The 18,337-nt window shown below is 65.9% G+C and carries 22 protein-coding genes and 1 tRNA gene; 8 read left to right on the forward strand and 15 right to left on the reverse strand.

The window, feature by feature from the left end; genetic code table 11:
• Window positions 1-44 precede the first annotated feature (44 nt).
• The 6 genes from AAFM92_07555 to AAFM92_07580 all read left to right on the forward strand — a co-directional run bounded on the left by AAFM92_07555 (window position 45) and on the right by AAFM92_07580 (window position 7,258).
• Complete coding sequence (locus tag AAFM92_07555) at window positions 45-1,061, forward strand: ligase-associated DNA damage response exonuclease (GenBank protein MEL7300224.1); 1,017 nt, start codon at window positions 45-47, stop codon at window positions 1,059-1,061.
• Complete coding sequence (locus AAFM92_07560; GenBank protein MEL7300225.1) at window positions 1,058-1,972, forward strand: alpha/beta hydrolase fold domain-containing protein; 915 nt, start codon at window positions 1,058-1,060, stop codon at window positions 1,970-1,972. Before AAFM92_07555 ends, AAFM92_07560 begins: the two co-directional genes overlap by 4 nt.
• Entirely contained in the window at window positions 1,969-3,561 is a 1,593-nt protein-coding gene (locus tag AAFM92_07565) for an ATP-dependent DNA ligase (GenBank protein ID MEL7300226.1), read from the forward strand. The genes AAFM92_07560 and AAFM92_07565 overlap by 4 nt, the downstream gene beginning before the upstream one ends.
• Window positions 3,562-3,594: 33 nt before the next feature.
• The gene (locus tag AAFM92_07570) at window positions 3,595-4,458 is read left to right on the forward strand and encodes an amidohydrolase family protein (protein ID MEL7300227.1); all 864 of its coding nucleotides are present in this window, start codon (window positions 3,595-3,597) and stop codon (window positions 4,456-4,458) included.
• Window positions 4,459-4,663: 205 nt separating this feature from the next.
• Window positions 4,664-6,469, forward strand: coding sequence for a M3 family oligoendopeptidase (locus AAFM92_07575; GenBank protein MEL7300228.1), 1,806 nt, complete (start codon window positions 4,664-4,666; stop codon window positions 6,467-6,469).
• A gap of 141 nt (window positions 6,470-6,610) precedes the next feature.
• A complete protein-coding gene (locus AAFM92_07580) occupies window positions 6,611-7,258 on the forward strand; it encodes a hypothetical protein (GenBank protein ID MEL7300229.1) in 648 nt (215 codons plus the stop codon).
• Here AAFM92_07580 and AAFM92_07585 read toward each other — a convergent pair.
• The 5 genes from AAFM92_07585 to AAFM92_07605 form a co-directional block, all read right to left on the reverse strand.
• A complete protein-coding gene (locus AAFM92_07585) occupies window positions 7,255-7,878 on the reverse strand; it encodes a class I SAM-dependent methyltransferase (GenBank protein MEL7300230.1) in 624 nt (207 codons plus the stop codon). The genes AAFM92_07580 and AAFM92_07585 overlap by 4 nt on opposite strands.
• A gap of 84 nt (window positions 7,879-7,962) precedes the next feature.
• Entirely contained in the window at window positions 7,963-8,274 is a 312-nt protein-coding gene (locus tag AAFM92_07590; GenBank protein MEL7300231.1) for a DUF4389 domain-containing protein, read from the reverse strand.
• Entirely contained in the window at window positions 8,274-9,248 is a 975-nt protein-coding gene (locus AAFM92_07595; protein MEL7300232.1) for a Gfo/Idh/MocA family oxidoreductase, read from the reverse strand. The genes AAFM92_07590 and AAFM92_07595 overlap by 1 nt, the downstream gene beginning before the upstream one ends.
• 109 nt (window positions 9,249-9,357) lie before the next feature.
• Entirely contained in the window at window positions 9,358-10,251 is an 894-nt protein-coding gene (gene rpoH / locus AAFM92_07600; protein ID MEL7300233.1) for an RNA polymerase sigma factor RpoH, read from the reverse strand.
• A gap of 145 nt (window positions 10,252-10,396) precedes the next feature.
• Window positions 10,397-11,437, reverse strand: a complete 1,041-nt coding sequence (locus AAFM92_07605) for an RluA family pseudouridine synthase (protein MEL7300234.1) — start codon at window positions 11,435-11,437, stop codon at window positions 10,397-10,399.
• Between AAFM92_07605 and AAFM92_07610 the strand changes: the two genes are divergently transcribed.
• The gene (locus AAFM92_07610; protein ID MEL7300235.1) at window positions 11,436-11,771 is read left to right on the forward strand and encodes a DUF6476 family protein; all 336 of its coding nucleotides are present in this window, start codon (window positions 11,436-11,438) and stop codon (window positions 11,769-11,771) included. The genes AAFM92_07605 and AAFM92_07610 overlap by 2 nt on opposite strands.
• 11 nt (window positions 11,772-11,782) lie before the next feature.
• Here the strand turns inward: AAFM92_07610 and AAFM92_07615 are convergent.
• Window positions 11,783-11,859 (reverse strand) — tRNA-His (locus AAFM92_07615).
• A 61-nt stretch (window positions 11,860-11,920) separates the two neighbouring features.
• Complete coding sequence (locus AAFM92_07620; protein MEL7300236.1) at window positions 11,921-12,403, reverse strand: GNAT family N-acetyltransferase; 483 nt, start codon at window positions 12,401-12,403, stop codon at window positions 11,921-11,923.
• A 78-nt stretch (window positions 12,404-12,481) separates the two neighbouring features.
• Between AAFM92_07620 and AAFM92_07625 the strand changes: the two genes are divergently transcribed.
• Window positions 12,482-12,670, forward strand: coding sequence for a DUF6324 family protein (locus AAFM92_07625; protein MEL7300237.1), 189 nt, complete (start codon window positions 12,482-12,484; stop codon window positions 12,668-12,670).
• Window positions 12,671-12,673: 3 nt separating this feature from the next.
• On the opposite strand, the gene AAFM92_07630 is transcribed toward AAFM92_07625, so the two are convergent.
• The 8 genes from AAFM92_07630 to AAFM92_07665 all read right to left on the reverse strand — a co-directional run bounded on the left by AAFM92_07630 (window position 12,674) and on the right by AAFM92_07665 (window position 18,204).
• Window positions 12,674-13,138, reverse strand: coding sequence for an MmcB family DNA repair protein (locus AAFM92_07630; GenBank protein ID MEL7300238.1), 465 nt, complete (start codon window positions 13,136-13,138; stop codon window positions 12,674-12,676).
• Window positions 13,139-13,187: 49 nt separating this feature from the next.
• Window positions 13,188-13,658: an autoinducer binding domain-containing protein gene (locus AAFM92_07635; GenBank protein MEL7300239.1), complete on the reverse strand. Its 471-nt coding sequence runs from the start codon at window positions 13,656-13,658 to the stop codon at window positions 13,188-13,190.
• A gap of 435 nt (window positions 13,659-14,093) precedes the next feature.
• Entirely contained in the window at window positions 14,094-14,915 is an 822-nt protein-coding gene (locus AAFM92_07640; GenBank protein ID MEL7300240.1) for an alpha/beta hydrolase fold domain-containing protein, read from the reverse strand.
• Window positions 14,912-15,382, reverse strand: coding sequence for a transcription antitermination factor NusB (nusB, locus tag AAFM92_07645; protein MEL7300241.1), 471 nt, complete (start codon window positions 15,380-15,382; stop codon window positions 14,912-14,914). The genes AAFM92_07640 and nusB overlap by 4 nt, the downstream gene beginning before the upstream one ends.
• Window positions 15,379-15,897 carry a 6,7-dimethyl-8-ribityllumazine synthase gene (locus AAFM92_07650; GenBank protein ID MEL7300242.1) on the reverse strand — a complete coding sequence of 173 codons (519 nt, stop codon included), beginning with the start codon at window positions 15,895-15,897 and terminating at the stop codon, window positions 15,379-15,381. Before AAFM92_07650 ends, nusB begins: the two co-directional genes overlap by 4 nt.
• Entirely contained in the window at window positions 15,897-17,036 is a 1,140-nt protein-coding gene (gene ribB / locus AAFM92_07655; protein ID MEL7300243.1) for a 3,4-dihydroxy-2-butanone-4-phosphate synthase, read from the reverse strand. The genes AAFM92_07650 and ribB overlap by 1 nt, the downstream gene beginning before the upstream one ends.
• Window positions 17,033-17,611 carry a hypothetical protein gene (locus AAFM92_07660; GenBank protein ID MEL7300244.1) on the reverse strand — a complete coding sequence of 193 codons (579 nt, stop codon included), beginning with the start codon at window positions 17,609-17,611 and terminating at the stop codon, window positions 17,033-17,035. The genes ribB and AAFM92_07660 overlap by 4 nt, the downstream gene beginning before the upstream one ends.
• Window positions 17,608-18,204, reverse strand: a complete 597-nt coding sequence (locus AAFM92_07665) for a riboflavin synthase (GenBank protein MEL7300245.1) — start codon at window positions 18,202-18,204, stop codon at window positions 17,608-17,610. The genes AAFM92_07660 and AAFM92_07665 overlap by 4 nt, the downstream gene beginning before the upstream one ends.
• Window positions 18,205-18,337 lie beyond the last annotated feature (133 nt).

Below are 18,337 nucleotides of genomic sequence, written 5' to 3' on the forward strand. Positions count from 1 at the left end.
GCGGCTCCGCTTGGCAAGCGCCCTTGGCCTGCTACCCTAGGCTCATGGTTTTGAGCTTCACGGATCGCGGGATTTACTGCGCAGCGGGCGATTTCTACATCGATCCCTGGCGCCCGGTGGATCGCGCGCTCATCACCCACGGCCATGCCGATCACGCCCGCCCGGGCATGGGGCGCTATCTCAGCACGGACGGCGCGGCCCCGGTCATCCGCTACCGTCTCGGAGACATCGCGCTCGACACGGTGTCCTACGGCGAAGTGCGGCGCATCGGAGATGCGGAGGTCAGCTTCTTCCCGGCGGGCCACGTGCCGGGCTCTGCGCAGATCCGCGTGGAGGTGGCCGGTGAGGTCTGGGTCGCTTCGGGCGACTACAAGGTGGTCGACGATGGGCTCTCGGAGCCCTTCGAGCCCGTGCCCTGCCACGCCTTCATCACCGAATGCACCTTTGGCCTCCCCGTCTTCAATTGGACGCCCGAACCGCAGGTCCGAGCATCGCTCAACGCGTGGTGGCGCAAGAACGCGGCGGAGGGACGCCCCTCCATCATCGGCGCCTACAGCCTCGGAAAAGCCCAGCGCATCCTCGCCGCCGTGGAGCCTGACATCGGGCCGATCCTGACCCATGGCGCGGTGGAGAACACGAACGAAGTCCTGCGCAAACAGGGCTACCGGCTTCCCGACACGCTCCGTGTCACGCCAGATCTCAAGGCGAGGGACCATCCCGGCGCCCTCATCGTCGCTCCGCCTTCGGCCCTCGGCTCCTCATGGTCGCACCGCTTCAGCGGCGCGTCCTCCGCCTTTGCCTCAGGCTGGATGGCGCTCAGGGGCGTGCGCCGGCGCCGCGCCGCGGACCGCGGATTTGTGATGTCCGATCACGCGGACTGGGCCGGGCTCAACGAGGCCATCGGAGAGACGGGCGCGGAGCGGATCTTCGTGACCCATGGATACACCTCCGTCTTCCGCCAATGGCTCGAGGCCCAAGGCTATGACGCCGCCATCGTTGAGACCGATTACGAGGGCGACAGTCTCGACGCCTCGGACGACACCGCCAACGAGGCCGCATGACCGCAACATTTCCCTGGGACGGCCAGCCCCGCCACTGGCGCGACCGCGTCATCGCCTGGGGCGCGCAGCGCATCGTGCAGCCCAGCTTGCGCCGGGAGGCGAGCTGGGAGAGCCATCGCCGGGGCTTTCGCCTCGCCGCCCGCCTCCGCCGATCCGCCCGCGCCAAGGGCATCTCCTGGCGGTCGGTGGCGCTCGGGCCGCTCGGCGCGCTGGAGATCCTGCCCAAGGCCCCGACGCGGCGTCTCCTCTACATCCACGGGGGTGGGTTCGTGCTCGGCGCGCCAGAGACGCATCTCGTGCTTATGACGCATCTCGCCAAGGCCGCCAATGCCGCCATCCTCGCGCCCGCCTATCGCCTCGCCCCCGAGAACCCCTTCCCCGCTGCCGCCGATGACGTGGAGGCTGCCGCGGACGCGGCCGGGGGCTGGCGGCGTGATCTCGGGCCGATCTTTCTCGGGGGAGACAGTGCCGGCGGATGCCTGGCGCTCGTGGCGCTCCAGCATGCGCTCCGGACCGGTACAGAGATCGGCGGCACCGTTCTTTTCAGCCCGGCCACGATCGTCGACCCGGAGCGCCCGGTGCCCGAGGCGAACGACCTGCTTTTCCCCGAGGTCCTGCTGCACCGCATCGGCGCGGCCTATGCCCGCGACGCGGACGCGCGCGACCCGCGCCTCGCGCCCGTCCACGGCGACTACACCGGCGCGCCGCCCACGCTCATCCATTGCGTGAAAGAAGAGTTCCTCGAGGAAGACAGCGATGCGATCGCCGCGCGGCTGGCTGGATGCGGCGCGCAAGTGACCCTCGAGAAAGTCCGGTCCATGCCCCATGCCTGGCACTTCATGGCGGGCTCCTCTCCGCTCGCGGATGACGCCGTGGCCCGAGCCGCCGCCTTCATCGAGGCGCAGGCATGAAAGACTTCGCCGCGCTTTTCACGAAGATCGATCAGACGACGAAGACCTTGCCCAAGGTCGCCGCCCTCAAATCCTATTTCGAGACCGCGCCGGAGGACGACAGGCTCTGGTGCATCGGGCTCTTCTCGGGGCGGCGCCCGAAGCGCACGCTCACGACGCCCTTCCTGCGGGGCTGGGCCGCCGAGCGGGCCGGTATCCCGCTCTGGCTTTTCGAGGAGGCCTATCCGGTCGTGGGTGATCTGGCAGAAACCATTGCCCTCGTCCTCCCACCACCGCAGCGCGAGAGCGACCATTCGCTCACCCACTGGATCGGTGTCATCAAGTCATTGCCGGCGCTCGAGGAGGAAGAGAGAAAGGCCATCGTCCTCGCCGCCTGGGACGAGCTCGACACCACCGAACGCTTCCTCTTCAACAAGCTCCTCACCGGAGGCTTCCGCGTGGGTGTCAGCCAGAAGCTCATGACCCGCGCACTGGCCCAGGCCACCGGTAAGGACGAGCCGGTGATCACGCACAAGCTCATGGGCGCGTGGACGCCCGAAACGACGAGCTGGACCCGCCTCATCGAAGAAGACGATCCGGCCGCCGACCTGTCGCGCCCCTACCCCTTCTACCTCGCCTACCAGCTCGACGACCCGCCCGAGGAGCTGGGCCAGCCGGACGAGTGGCAAGCGGAGTGGAAGTGGGACGGGATACGGGGTCAGCTCATCGTGCGGGGCGGTGAGCATCACCTCTGGTCGCGCGGCGAGGAGCTCATGACCGACCACTTCCCGGAGCTCGCGCAGGCGCGGGATTTCCTGCCCGACGGCACCGTGATCGATGGCGAGGTGCTCGCCTGGTCGGGTGGTGCGCCCCTGCCCTTCGCGCAGCTCCAGAAGCGGATCGGGAGGAAGACCGTGCCGAAGAAGCTGCTGGCCGAGGCGCCGGTGGTGCTCCATTCCTACGACCTCCTCGAGCATGGCGGCGAAGACCTGCGCGCGCGGCCCATGGCCGAACGCCGCGCGCAGCTCGAGGCCCTCGTGCGCGCGCTGCCTGAGGGCTGCCCCGTGCAGCTCTCCCCGACCGTCCCGTTCGAGAGTTGGGCGGGCCTTGCCGCGACCCGCGAGGGCAGCCGGGAGGCCAATGCCGAAGGCCTCATGCTCAAGCGGAAGGCCTCGCCCTATCTCAGCGGCAGAAAGAAAGGCGACTGGTGGAAATGGAAAGTCGATCCGCTCGTGATCGATGCGGTCATGATCTACGCTCAGGCGGGCCACGGGAGGCGGGCGAACCTCTTCACCGATTTCACCTTCGCGGTGTGGAAGGGCAATGATCTCGTGCCGTTCACCAAGGCCTATAGCGGCCTCACCGACAAGGAATTCCGCGAGATCACCGCCTGGGTGAAGAAGAACACGCTCCAGCGCTTCGGCCCCGTGCGGCAGGTGACGCCGCACCACGTCTTCGAGATCGCCTTCGAGGGGATCCAGGCCTCCACGCGGCACAAATCCGGCGTGGCGCTGCGCTTCCCGCGCATGAGCCGGTGGCGCAAGGACAAGCCGCTCCACGAGGCCAACACGTTTGACGATCTCACCGCGATGCTCGAGACCTACGGATGACCGTGCGCCGCGCGCACGCCACGGAGTGAGCCCATGCCGCGCGCCCTGATGCCCCCTGCCCCTGAGCGCCCCACGCGGCGCGCGCCACCGGGCGCGGTGGACAGCCACCTTCACCTCGTGGGGAGCGACTTCCCGCTCTGGGAAGGCCGCGTAGAAGACCCCGCCGATGAGGCCGCGCTCGAGACATGGCTCGCGCGCTACACGAGTGTCATGGAGACGCTGGGCTTCGAACGGGCCGTCCTCGTGCATTCGATCCTCTACGGCACGGACAACAGCCTCACGATGGAGGCCGTGCGCAGGCTCGGTCACAAGGCCAAGGGCGTGGGCCTCCTCGCAGACGGCGCGCGCAGCGAGGACATCGCAGCCTTCGCCGAGGCGCGGATGGTGGCGGTGCGGCTCAACTACGTGCATGGCGGCGTGCTGACATGGGACGGCGCAAAAGCGATGGCCCCCGCCCTCGCCGATCACGGTCTGCACATCCAGATGCTGCTCCACAGCCATCTCCACGTGCGCGAGATCGCGGGCGACATCCGCGCCCTGCCCACGCCACTGGTCATCGACCACCTGGGTTGGCCCGACCTCACGCTCGGTGTGGACGATCCGGGCTTCCAGACGCTCCTCGCCCTCGTGGGCGAGGACCATGTGCACCTGAAGCTCTCCGCGCTCTACCGCCTGTGTCCCGCGCCATACGACGCGGCCGCGCCTTTCTTGCAGGCCGCCATCGCAGCCAACCCCGACGCGCTCCTCTGGGGTACGGACTGGCCCTTCCTGATGCTGGCCGATGCCGCCCAGCCCAGCGCCAACACCCTGCTGGAGGCGTTCGACGCGACCTGCCCCTCGAGCGAGATCCGCGAGAAGATCCTCGTGACGAACCCCGCGCGCCTCTTTGACTTTTGATCCTGCCGGCCAGCCCGCCGCCCCTATTGCTCGAACCAAGGACGCAAAGGAAGGCGCCCCCCAGCGCAGTCTTCGCCAGTGAAAGATGAGGTCCCTCCTTCCATTGGCCCTAAAAACTCCCGCCGGAGGCATTCCGCCCCCTCCACGCTTGCCCCCGCCCGCGGCAGGCCACACATAGTCCCCCAAGCAATCCGAAAGGCCCTCCATGTATCATGACGCGAATCCGAGCCACGGCACCAAGGACCTGGGCGACCTCCCCGAATGGGACCTGAGCGATCTCTACGCGGGCGAAGATGACCCGGCATTCGCGTCGGACATGGCCTGGATCGAGGAGGAGTGCAGCGCCTTTGCCACGGAGTACGAAGGCAAGCTCGCCACGCTCGACGCGTCCGGCCTCTTGCGGGCGGTTCAGCGCTACGAGGAGATCGACGTCATCGGTGGCAAGCTCATGTCCTTTGCCGGACTACGCTACTACCAGGTCACGACCGATGCCGGGCGGGCAAAGTTCATGGCCGATGCGCAGGACCGGATGACCGTGGCCACGACGCCGCTCGTCTTCTGGTCGCTCGAATTCAACCGCCTGCCCGACGACCACCTCGCGGGGCTCGTGGCCGAAAACGCCGAACTCTCGCGCTACAAGCCCGTCTTCGACCGCATGCGCGCGATGAAGCCGCACCAGCTCTCCGACGAGCTCGAGAAGTTCCTGCACGATCAATCCACCGTGGGTGCGGCGGCGTGGAACCGGCTCTTTGACGAGACGATCGCGGGGCTCGAATTCGACGTCGACGGCGAGGTTCTGGGCATCGAGGGCACCCTGAACCTCCTCTCCGAGCAGGACCGCGCCAAGCGCGAGTCCGGCGCACGGGCGCTCGCCGCCACCTTCCAGGAAAACGTGAAGATCTTCGCCCGCGTGCACAACACGCTCGCCAAGGAAAAAGAGATCGAGGACCGCTGGCGCAAGATGCCGACGCCGCAGACGGGCCGCCACCTCGCCAACCATGTAGAGGCCGAGGTGGTGGAGGCGCTCCGCAACGCCGTCGTCGCCGCCTATCCGCGCCTGTCGCATCGCTACTACAAGCTCAAGGCCAAGTGGCTCGGTCTCGACACGCTGGAGGTCTGGGACCGCAACGCGCCGCTGCCCATGGAGGACGAAAAGGTCGTGGGCTGGGACACCGCCGAGCAGATGGTGATGGAGGCCTATTCGGCCTTCGATCCGCGCATGGCCGACCTCGCCGAACCGTTCTTCAAGAAAGGCTGGATCGACGCCCCGGTGAAGCCGGGCAAGGCGCCCGGTGCCTTCGCCCATCCGACGGTGACGACGGCGCACCCCTACGTGATGCTCAACTATCTCGGCAAACAGCGGGACGTGATGACGCTGGCCCATGAGCTGGGGCACGGCGTGCATCAAGTGCTGGCCGCGGGTCAGGGCGAACTCCTCAGCTCCACGCCGCTCACGCTGGCGGAGACCGCGAGCGTCTTTGGCGAGATGCTCACCTTCCGCAAGCTCCTCGCCGCGGCCGAGACGCAGGAGCAGAAGAAAGTGCTGCTGGCCGGCAAGGTCGAGGACATGATCAACACCGTCGTGCGCCAGATCGCGTTCTACGATTTCGAGTGCAAACTCCACGCAGCGCGTGCGGAGGGCGAGCTCACGCCCGACGACATCAACGCGCTCTGGATGTCGGTGCAGGCCGAATCCCTCGGCCCGGTCTTCAATTTCATGGAAGGCTACGAGACGTTCTGGGCCTACATTCCCCACTTCGTGCACTCGCCCTTCTACGTCTACGCCTATGCCTTCGGCGACGGGCTCGTGAACGCGCTCTATGCCGTCTACGAAGAGGGCGGCGACGACTTCCAAGAGAAGTATTTCGACATGCTCAAGGCCGGTGGCTCGAAGCACCACAAGGAGCTCCTCGCCCCCTTCGGCCTCGACGCCTCCGACCCCGCCTTCTGGGACAAGGGACTGAGCATGATCGAGGGCTTCATCGACGAGCTGGAGGCCATGGAGGGCTAAGATGGATCTCGAGGCGGGCGCCTATCCTATCTTGAGCGAAAGGCCACCCGCCCGCGGGACTACGCGAAAGATCTTCGCACGACACGCCTGTTCCTTGCGCTCGATGCTCCGCATGGCCCCATCGTGCCCTTTGGCTGGGTCATGCGCGCATTGGAGCCTGATTGGACCAAGGACCGGGGAGGAAATCGACAGGTAAGGGCTACGGCGCAGCGGCTCGACCTGGCTGAAATTACCCATGGACAGGAAATCCACGAGCGACTTTGGGCCAAGGCGCTGGCGGAGTGCGTTGAGTATACCTCTCGCTATCTGGGCGAGGCGCAAGTTGGGTTTAGCGGCGCGCAGGGAACGGAAGCCCGCAAGGCGCGGACCTTCTTCTTTCTGCTCTCTGGCGCCGACCGCCCGGCTCTCGCTCCCGGTGACGTTTCGAGCATGTCGAGGGTCGACGGTGCCGAACGCCAGATCACCACGAACAGGTATCAGCGCGACCCTGAGCTGAGGCGCTTGGCGGTTCTTGCAAACAAACGACAGAATGGCGGGCGGCTCCGATGTGTCTGCTGCGACTTGGATTTCGAAGAACGATACGGGCCTGTCGGCACGGGGTTCATCCATATCCACCATCTCGATCCGCTCGGTGACCGCCAAGAGGCGCACCTCGTCGACCCGGAGAAAGACCTCGTGGCCGTTTGCCCGAATTGCCACGCGATGATCCACCGCGACGGGCTCAAATCACCCCAAGAGATCAGGGAGCTTTTGGCCAGCTCAGGCTACTTTATCAGGTCGAGAAGCTAGACCTTCCGCGCGACGATGTAATGGCGCGGGAGTGCCGCGCCGCTGCTGGTTTCTTCCAGAATGTCGAAGCCCGCTGCACGGATCATCTCGAGGAGGGCAGGACCGCGCAGGAAATGGACCGGCCTCGGTGCCTTCCCCAGCACCTGCATGATCGGGATCATCGCCCCGATGAGAGACCTGCGCGCGAGGGCTGCATCTCCCAGGCAAGCGGTCTTTGAAATGAAGACGCCACCCGGGCCCAACATCTTTCGCACATGGGCAAGCGTACGTGCCGGGTCGGGCACGAGGTGTAGGAGGTTGAAGGCGAGGACGGCGTCGTAATCACCCGTGTGAAGCTCGGGCGCATCCGCGTCGGCGACAGTGATCTCGATCGATGTACCCTCGGCCTTCTGACGACCGATGCGCACCATCTCGGAGGAGACATCCGTGGCATGGTACCGCGCCACGCGGGACGCGAGCTCGAGCGCGGTGGAGCTTGTGCCTGCACCCAGCTCCAAGACATGCGCCGTGGGCGTGAGATAGTGTTTGGTACGCTCGAGCGTCGCCTGGTAGCCGGCCATATCGGAGATCGGGTCGCGCGCATAGCGGGCGGCGATCCTGTTCCAGAAATCCGCAGACATGGACAGGCTCCTTTCCATTGAAGCCTATCCGAGACACCGCCCGCCGCTAGGCCACACGGGCGAGCCTCGGCGGCGCTGTGCTGTCTAGTCGAGCTCGGTCCAGGGCCACGGCTTCACCTCGCTCGCCCCGGCTTGGTAGCGCGTGGCCTTCGCCACCCAGATCCCCACATCCTCGCCGAAACCCGCAAGGCGCGGGTTGGGCTTCTTCTGGTCGATGAGAAGGAAGATGAACTGCACCACCGTGATGAACGCGATGAGCGTCTGCGCCAGCTGGATCATGAGCCAGATGATGATCGAGGACACGAAGCGCGGCCCCAGCCCCTCCTCGATCACCTTGTCCCCGCGCTTGCTCGGCGCTTCGGGCATCACGTCGTCGAATTCACCCTTGTCGGCCATCACAGCACCTCCCCGATCTCGAGCACGCGGTCGATCATGACCTGCGTGCCGCGCGAAAATTCCAACGGGCAAGGATAGGCGCCCTTGCCCGCTACGGCCGCGCCGAAGGCCTCGACCTGGTAGACGTAGTGATTGTCGCCCGGGAAGCGCTCCACGCGCAGGCCCAGATCGGGCTGGTGGAGCTCGATCCGTGCGCCATCGAACACATTGGGATTGAACGGCGTGGTCACGCGGATGAGCCCCTCTGTCCCGTGAAACTCCATCACCTGCCGCGGATGCAAGCGCGTGGAGACATAGGCCGAGTAGGTGACCCCGGACGGCGTGATCGCCTGCACATCGGCGAAGGTGTCGAAGTCCTGCTCCATGCGGAGCCGCGCGGACCTGACCTCGGGCTCTTCGCCGGAGACGTAGCGCGCCGATCCGAAGATATAGACCCCGATGTCGCGCAGCGCGCCGCCGCCCATGCCGGCGGTGTTGCGGATATTGGAGGTGTCCGATGAATTGTCGAAGGAGAAGGCGCCTGCGATGTGCCGGAGCGCGCCGATGGCGCCGTCCGCCACCATGGCTTTCACCCGGTGCCACTGCGGATGATGCACGATCATGTAGGCCTCGGCGCAGAGCTTGCCGGAGGCCTCCCGCGCGGCAATGAGATCGTCGAACTCGGGCGCGCGGAGGGTGGCTGGTTTTTCCACGAGGACATGCTTGCCTGCGTCCAGCGCCTTCAGCGCCCATTCCACATGCAGGTGGTTGGGCAGCGGGATGTAGACGGCGTCGATACCCGCGTCATTGATAAGCGCCTCGTAGCCGCCGACGGCCCGGCATCCCGGAGCCATCTCCTGAAAGGGCGCCACCTTTGCGGCATCCCGAGAGGACACGGCCGCAAGCTCAGCCCCCCGCGCGGCGTGGATTGCCGGGCCCATATGCTCCCGTGCGAATTTCGCCGCGCCGAGTATGCCCCACCTGAGATGCGCCATGTGCCCTCCCTTGCTCACGCTAGGATGCACAAAGAAAAAGGGGGCCGCCAAGCCCCCTTCTTCGATCTTCGGATTTGAGCAAGGACGCGACGCGCGCCCGTGGCAAGGATCAGGCGCTCAGCATGCCCTTCGAGCGCGCCAGTTCACGCATCCGCTTCTGCAGCTTCTCGAACGCCCGCACCTCGATCTGCCGGATCCGCTCACGGGACACGTCATACTGCCCGCTCAGGTCCTCGAGGGTCACCGTGTCGTCGGAAAGCCGGCGCTGCTGGAGGATGTCTTTCTCGCGATCGTTGAGCACGTCCATCGCCTCGGCCAAGAGCTCCCGGCGGGCGGTCATCTCGTCGCGCTCCTCGTAGTCGGTCGCCTGATCGGCGTCCTCGTCCTCGAGCCAATCCTGCCACTGCGTGGCGCTGTCATCCTCGGACCCCACCATGGCGTTGAGCGACGCATCCCCGCCGGACAGGCGGCGGTTCATTGAGATCACCTCGTCTTCGGTCACGCCGAGATCGTTGGCGATGCGCTTCACGTTTTCCGGGCGGAGGTCACCATCCTCCAATGCGCCGATGCGGTTCTTGGCCTTGCGGAGGTTGAAGAAGAGCTTCTTCTGCGCCGACGTCGTCCCGAGCTTCACAAGCGACCACGAGCGCAGGATGTACTCCTGGATGGACGCCCGGATCCACCACATGGCGTAGGTGGCCAGCCGGAAGCCTTTTTCCGGGTCAAAGCGCTTCACCGCCTGCATCAGGCCGACATTGGCCTCGGAGATGACCTCGGCCTGCGGCAGCCCGTAGCCGCGGTAGCCCATGGCGATCTTGGCCGCGAGGCGCAGGTGGGAGGTCACCATCTTGTGCGCCGCGCCCGTGTCTTCCTCTTCGACCCACCGCTTGGCGAGCATGTACTCCTCTTCCGGCTCCAGCATGGGGAACTGGCGAATTTCCTGAAGGTAGCGGTTCAGCCCGCCTTCGGGTGTCGGCGCGGGGAGGTTTGCGTAATTGGCCATGGTCGGTCCTCCGTGTGTTGTGTCCGCCGAAATGTGACGGCTTTTAACATAGATGTTGCGTGTCCATTCAGTGTTCAAGACCACGCGCGTGCTGTTATTCCATTAACGCAAAGTTAGACTGTGCGTTTCTGCGAGAAAACGTCCCTCACGCACCCGTGCTGTGCGTTACAGCCGCAATCAGCGCGGCCATGTCGGCGGGAAGCTCGGCCTCGAAGGCTAGCCGGTCCGCCGTAACGGGATGGACGAAGCCGAGCGAAGCCGCATGGAGGGCCTGCCGGCTGAAATTCTTCACGGCTTCAAGGCCTTGCGCGCTCAACGCCCCCGATTTCATCTTGCGCTGCCCCCCATAGACGGGATCGCCCACCAGCCCGTGGCCGACATGGGCGAGGTGGACGCGGATCTGATGCGTCCGCCCGGTTTCCAGCTGGCACTGTAACAATGACAGAACCGGCGGCTGACCGTATGCCTCGAGCACCCGCGCGCGTGTCACAGCGTGGCGACCCTGACCGTCGAAATAGACGGCCTGCCGCTGACGATCGGTGCGGTGCCGTGCGAGGCCGCTCGTGATCTTCATCACATTGCCCGGCTCGAAGCTCACACCGCGCAAGCCCCTGAGGCGCGGATCCGCAGCCTCCGGCACGCCATGGGCCAGCGCCAGATAGCGTCGCTCCGCACTATGCGCTTCAAACTGCGCCGCGAGCCCGTGATGCGCGGCATCCGTCTTGGCGACCACGAGGAGGCCTGACGTGTCCTTATCGATCCGGTGCACGATCCCCGGGCGCGCCACGCCGCCGATCCCGCTCAGGCTATCGCCTGCATGGTGCAGGAGCGCGTTGACGAGGGTCCCGGACGGCGTGCCTGGCGCGGGGTGGACAGCCATGCCCACAGGCTTGTTGACCACGAGTAAATGCGCGTCCTCGAAGACGATCTCGAGGGGGATGTCTTCGGCGGCCACATCGAGCGCGGCAGGATCAGGCACGACGATCTCGATCACGGCCCCCTCCTCCACCCGGGCCTTCGCATCGGTGGCCACGGTCCCGTCCACGCGAACGGATCCCTCCGCCAAAAGCTTTGCCAGCCGGGACCGCGAGAGTGCCGCTTCCGCTGGCACATCTCGCGCAAGCGCCTTATCAAGACGTCGGGGCGGTTCTGCCCTGATTTCAAAGACAAGCGGCGCAGAGGCCATGGCCGACGATCCCCAAGAAGACCCGAACTTGTCGCCCGGCGACGCGGCCAACCTGCGCTTTCTAAGGCGCCTGGTGACCATTCTGACGGCGACGATGATCCTCGGCGTCATAATTATCATCACGCTGCTTGTCATCCGCCTGACGGATGCGCCTCGCTCCATTCCCGCACCGGCGCAGCTTGCCCTGCCCGAGGGCACTCGCGTCATCGCGATCACGCAAACGGCAGAGAACATCCTCGTCGTGACCGAAGCGCAGAACCTCCTGATCTTCGACGCGTCCGGAACGGAGCTCATCCGCGCCATCCAGCTGGCGCCGCCGGGCGAAGGATCCTGAGAAAGGGAGAATGGTACCGACACCCCGGCTCGAACGGGGGACCTCTTGATCCACAATCAAGCGCTCTAACCTACTGAGCTATGTCGGCACGTGGCGCGTGGCATACTGAGAGCACCCGCCCATTGCAAGCCCGGAGCCACGCACGCGCCTCACAAATCGAGCGTCCAGACCTGTTCCTCGAGATCCACCCCAAAAGAGCGGACTGGCACGCTGCTCTCGCACTGAAATCCGCTCCGAGCATAGAGCGCACAGGCCGCCCGGTGGGACGCGTGGGTCCAGAGCGTAAGCCGGCTGTAGCCCGCCTCACGCGCGAAATCGGTGCAGGCGGTGAGCAAGCGTCGCCCAAGCCCCTGCCCGCGCGCCGCCTCCGTCAGGTAGAAAAGGCGCAGCTTTGCCACCCCTTGTGCCGGCCCTTTGACGCAGAAAATGGAGCCTAACCGAGCGCCCTCCCCGTCCTCCGCGATCCAGCCCCGCTCCTGCGCCGGATCATGCGCATCGAACGCCGCGAGGATTGACGCTACGAGTGGCCCGAACGTGTCGTCGAACCCCTCATCGCGCGCATAGGACGTTGCGTGCTCGACCGTGAGCCAGGCCGCATCATCAGCGCGGTAGGATCGTAGCCTGACGCCCATGGCGCCACCGTCCCCGGAGAGGGCTTGCGGGTCAAGCGCGCCCGGGGATACAAGCCTCCGTCCCCGAGGAGAGGCACCATGGGCATCAACGACGAACGTGACATCGAAGCCAACCTGCAGATCGGCCCCACCGACCAGGGCATGGTGCGCCTGTTCATCGAGGCGGGACGCACGGAGATCCCGATGGATTTCGAACCAGACGAGGCCCGCGAGATCGCAGAGGAAATCCTCGCTGCGGCAAAAGCGGCAGAGCTGAAGGGCCGTTAGGCCCTACCCCCAGGAGAGTGACAGCTCAGGGTCGCGCACCGCATGGTGGCGCAGCGCGGCGTGCCGCGCGAATTTCTGCACGACGACCTTGCGCCGCGCGGGCGCGAGCTTTGTCTCCGGTCCCATGCGCACGATCTCCGCGTCGTAGGCATCCGCGATCATGAGCCCCGTATCCTCGGGCAAAAGCTCTGTCGGAAAAGCCTCGTCCACCGCCCAGAAATACCGATCGCACCAGTCGAGATAGCCTTGCCACTTGCCGTCGGATTGGTAGTCGGCCCGCGACGACTTGCATTCCACCACCCAGACCTCGCCCTTCGGACCGAGCGCCATGACATCGACACGCAGGCCCGATGTGGGGGTCAGTTCCTCGACAGAGACGAAATCGTAGCTCAAGAGATGCCGGCACACGCCCCGCGCAAGGAGCTGTCCCGGCTTGAGCAAGGGAGGATCGAGGGCATGGGTCGACATGATCGAAGTATGCGAACAATTTGTGAACACGCGCAAGACGGAATTCACGTCACGCGGTGACGGAGCGGGTCCGTATCGTTCTTTCGTCCGCGGGCGAGAGGCGCACGCCTTCTTTTGTCAGCTCGTGAAGCTCGGCCACCGCGGATTGAAGCTGCCCCAGCTCGAGGTCGCTGAATTCCCGATCCGGGCGCGCAAAACCTGCGACCGTGCGGGAGCCGTCCTCGAGACGCCCTACCGTTGCGCCATAGGCCAGCCCGAACTCCTCGGCATCGGTGAGCACGCCGGCGGGGTCACTGTCCTTGAGGGCGGACCAGCGGACAGCCCCCGTCTCCGTCATGCCCCAGGCGACGACGGGATCCTGCATCACCAGACCGGAGGCGCTGTAATGCTCATTCCACTCGGGAGAATACGTCCGGAAAAGATACGTCGGTGCGGCAAATCGTACATGGAGCCCAATCGCGTAGCCCGCTGAAGCGAGCCCAGCGACCGTATCTAGGATCTCTGCGATGCGGCTTTTCATGCTCTTGGCCTTTCTTACAGGCACACCGCAGATGCGTGCCCTTCTCGTGCAGTATCCAAGTACCCCCATGCTGTCGAGACGTGATGCGCACGATATTCGCGTCAGTGCTGCGCCACCTTGTCGGGGGGGCGACTGGGTCCTATGTCAGGCGTCGGCGGGTGCTGCCCTTCTCGTGACGGCTAAATTCCGGTGGCCTTAAGCAACTCCGAGGGAGCTGGCTCTGTCATAGCCCTGGCTATGTTACCTGGCGCCCACCTGTATTTACAGGTCCTCGGGAATTTTGCGCGCCGCACGGCTGCGATGCGGGCCCGCCACTTTTACACTGCCCAGCGCGGCGTTTACGGCCGCAGGCATTTCTACCAATTAGACCTTGGCTGACGCGCGGCGCGCCGCGCCCAATTCACAGCCGGCTTCCCGGCGAAACGCACCCGCTTCTCAAGAGCGTGCCGCACCCTCTCGTTCATCCATCCAGGCACCCGTGCGCGTGAGCCAATCCCGGACGTTAGGGCTTGAGCCGCCATGGTGCAGGAACGCGTGCTCCTCCCCCTCTGCCACCCAGAGCGTCACCTCGCGGTCCTCAAGGCGGTCGAAGACGGCGGTGCTGTCATCGAAGAGCGGATCGTGGGAGGCCGCGATCACGAGGACGGGCGCGCCGGACGTCGGCACATCCGCCTGCACCTGCTCCGGGGCGACACCGAGCCTTTCATACATCGCGGCGATCGCCTCCGCATGGAGCGCGTCGTGGCCGGGTCCGAACCGCTCGATGGAGGGGGAGGCCGTCACACCGAAGGCGGGATAGAATGCGACCACGCCCCGCACGTGCACGCAGTCGTCCTCTGCGGCCCAGAGCGCCATGGCACCCCCCGCGCTATCCCCTGCCACGAAGACGCCGCCCGCCTCCGCGTCCAAAGCGGCCGCGAGCGCGGCGCGCGCCGCGTCTCTCTGCGCGGGGTAGCGATGTTCCGGCGCAAGTGGGTAGCGGACAGATAGCAAGCGACGCCCGCTGAGCTTCGCGAGCCAGGCGCACAGCGCGCGATGCGTCTCCGGACCACCGAGCATCCAGCTGCCGCCATGGAAGTAGAGGATCGGGGCGCCCTTGGGCTCCGGCGGCGTGAAGCGGAGCCCGCCCAGCCCCGGACGGGTGTCCTCCGCGATATCCACCTCCGGCGGCGCGGAGGCATCGAGGACGGCACGTTCAGCAGAGTAAGCGGCGCGAAGCTCGGCCGGATCGCCATGGACCCAGTCGAGACCGGTCACGCAAACGCCTCGGGCCGGACCTCCCGGGCCATGTGATCAAGGACGGCGTTGACGAAGCGCGCCTCTTTCCCCTCGGGCGAAAAGGCCGACGCGATCTCCATGAACTCCACGATGACGACCTTGGGGGGCGTCCCGCCCTCCAGCATCTCAGAGCCCGCCGCGCGGAAGAGAGCGCGCAGCGTGGGATCGATGCGCGCGATGGGCCATTTCGCCACCAGCGCGCGATGCGTCAGCTGGTCGATCTTGGCCTGCTCGTTGACCGCGCGGTCCACGAGGGCGCGGAAGAGATCGACATCGCCCTCCTGCATCTCGCCCTCGTCATAGACCGCGCCGAAGCGATGATCCTCGAATTCCCGCTCCACGGCATCGGCTGACTGGCCCGAGGCCTCCATCTGAAAGAGCGCCTGCACGGCATAGAGCCGGGCCGCGCTCTTCATCTTGCGTTTCTGGTTGTTGGAGAGGGTCATGCGATGCGCGTGGCGTCCGAGGCCTTGAATCCGATACCGCCCTTCGGGCCGCCCCATTTGCGCTGGAGTGCGAGGAGGTGCAAGGCCGCTTCTGCGGCAGCGCCGGCGGTGTTGAGGCGATTTGCGTCCGCGCGCTCCTCCGCCTGCTCCGTATTCTCCACCGTGATGATGCCGTTGCCGATGCAGAGGCCCTGGAGCCCGAGGAGCATCAGGCCGTTCGAGGATTGCTCGACCACGACGTCATAATGCGAGGTGCGGCCCCGGATCACGCAACCGAGCGCCACGTAGCAATCGAAGCTCGACATGCGGTGCGCCATCGCAATTGCCGCAGGCAGTTCGAGCGATCCCGGCACCTCCACCGTCTCGAGCGTTGCCCCCACCTCTTCGAAGATCGACGTCACCGCGGCCACCTGCTGCTCGGCGATCTTGGTGTAGTAGGGCGCGATGGCGATGAGACCCTTCACAGGGTCATCGAAGGACGGCAGACCCATGTCGTTATCGGAATGTCCCGCCATTAGCCCAGCTCCGAGATCTTGCGCGTGCCCACGATGGAGAGCCCGTAGGCCTCGAGCCCCACGATCTTCGGCGTGGGCGAATTCGTGGCCAGTATGATGTCATGGATGCCGAGGGACGACAGGATCTGCGCGCCGAGCCCGTATTGGCGCAGCGTCTGGGGAGAGACCTCCTCCCCCGCCACGAGCTTCATATGCACGTCCCGCAGGAGCACGACGACGCCGCGGCCTTCATCGGCGATCATCTTCATCGCGTCCGAGAACTCCGCCGCGCGGCCCTTGGGGCCGGTCCCGATCAGATCGAGCATGGGATCGAGCGAGTGCATCCGCACGAGCACCGGCGTGCCATCGTCGATATCGCCCTTGATGAGCGCGATGTGCTCGGCGCCCTGTGTCTCGTCGGTGTAGATCTTGAGCCGCCACTCACCGCCGAACTCGGATTGGATGATCTCCTGCGTGCGCACCTTCACGAGGTTGTCGTGACGGCGGCGGTAGGCGATGAGATCAGAGATCGTCCCGATCTTCAGCCCATGGAGCTGAGCGAAGGCGATGAGGTCCGGCAGCCGCGCCATCTCCCCGTCTTCCTTCATGATCTCGCAAATGACGCCCGCCGGGTTCAGCCCCGCAAGGCGTGAGATATCAACAGCGGCCTCCGTATGACCGGCCCGGACGAGCACGCCTCCGTCGCGCGCACGCAGGGGAAAGACATGGCCGGGCGTTGCGATGTCGGTTGCACCCTTGGCCGCATCGATGGCCACAGAGACCGTGCGAGCACGGTCCGCCGCGCTGATCCCCGTCGTCACCCCCTCGCGGGCCTCGATGGACACCGTGAAGGCTGTCTCGTGGCGCGAGGAGTTCTGAGAGGCCATGAGCGGCAGGCCCAGCGCGTCGATCCGCTCGCCCGGCAGCGAGAGGCAGATCAGCCCGCGGCCATGGGTGGCCATGAAATTGATCGCGTCGGGCGTGGCCATCTGCGCGGGGATGACGAGGTCGCCCTCGTTCTCCCGGTCCTCGTGATCCACGAGGATGAACATCTTGCCGTTGCGCGCGTCGTCGATGATCTCCTCGATCGACGAGATCGCGTCGCCCCAGGCTTCCTCCACCGGGCCCGGGGTCTCGTAGAGGGTGCTTTCGGTGCTCATCTCGCATCTCCAAAGTAGCGCTCGGCACTCAGGTAGCCCGCGGCGCGCATGGTGGCGCACCAGTTCCGCTCGAGCGTCGTGGAGCCTATGACGAGAACGCCGTCCGCGGGCAAGCGTTTGGCCGCGATGACGCGGCGCAGCTTGTCGCGGGTCACGGGGAAGGTGTCGGTGAAAAGCGGCGCGGTGGCCACGTCATCGAGCGCCGGATTGGCCTGCGCGACAGCCTTCGGATCGAGGGGTGGATGCACCATGGCGAGCTTGCCCGCTGCGCGGATCTCGTCGAGCTTCATCGCCGTCGCATCGGGCACACGCACCGCGGCGGGCTTCAGGTCCAATGCGTTCGACGAGAAGAGAAACCCGATCACGTCGCGCCCCGTGGAGGCGCGCACGCCAGCATAGGTCGAATAATCGAGCCCGAGCTCCTTGGCGCGCCTCACCCTCATCTTCAGCACGACGAGCGGCAGCGTCGGCAAAAGGGCCTCCCGCGCTTTCTTCCACTGGTAAGACCGCAGCCGGACACCGCGATCCATCGCGGGGCCGTGATTGTGCCCGATGCTGCGGGGTGCCTCGCTCATGAGACTTCGGCCAGGCGCGCGACGTAGCGGGCGAGCGTGTCGATCTCGAGGTTGACCTGATCGCCCTCCTCCATGTCGCCCCAAGTGGTGACGTCCTTCGTGTGCGGGATCATGTTGACCCCGAAGGTCGCGCCATTCACCTCGTTGACGGTGAGCGATGTGCCGTTGAGCGCGATGGAGCCTTTCGGCGCGATGAATTTCGCCAGCCCTTCCGGCGCCTCGAAGGTGACGCGCGTGCTGTCGCCCTCGTCGCGGATCGCGGCGATGCGCGCGATGCCGTCCACATGGCCCGAGACGATGTGCCCGCCGAGCTCATCGCCCACCTTGAGCGCGCGCTCGAGATTGACCCGGCGCCCCTCGGCCCAGGGCTTGTTGCCACCGAGATTGGTTTTCGAGAGGCTCTCCGCGCTCACATCCACGTCGAACCAGCCCTGCCCCTTGTCCACGACCGTGAGGCAGCACCCGTCGCACGCGATGGAGGCGCCCATGTCCACGCTCTCCATGTCGTACGTCGTCTCGATGCGCGCGCGCATGTCGCCACGCTGCTCGACGCTCTTGATGCGTCCGATATCGGTGATGATGCCAGTAAACATGGGGGCTCCTTTCGGGAAAGCAGGTAACCCGCCGGGGGGAGCCCGGCAAGGGAGCGGCAACGCAGCGTCCTTGTGCAGCAGATGCAGCAAATTCTTTCCGGACGCCCCAAGAGTGACATAAAGAACGGGCAAA

This window comes from Pseudomonadota bacterium, assembly GCA_038533575.1.
GTDB lineage: Bacteria > Pseudomonadota > Alphaproteobacteria > Rhodobacterales > Rhodobacteraceae > Shimia_B.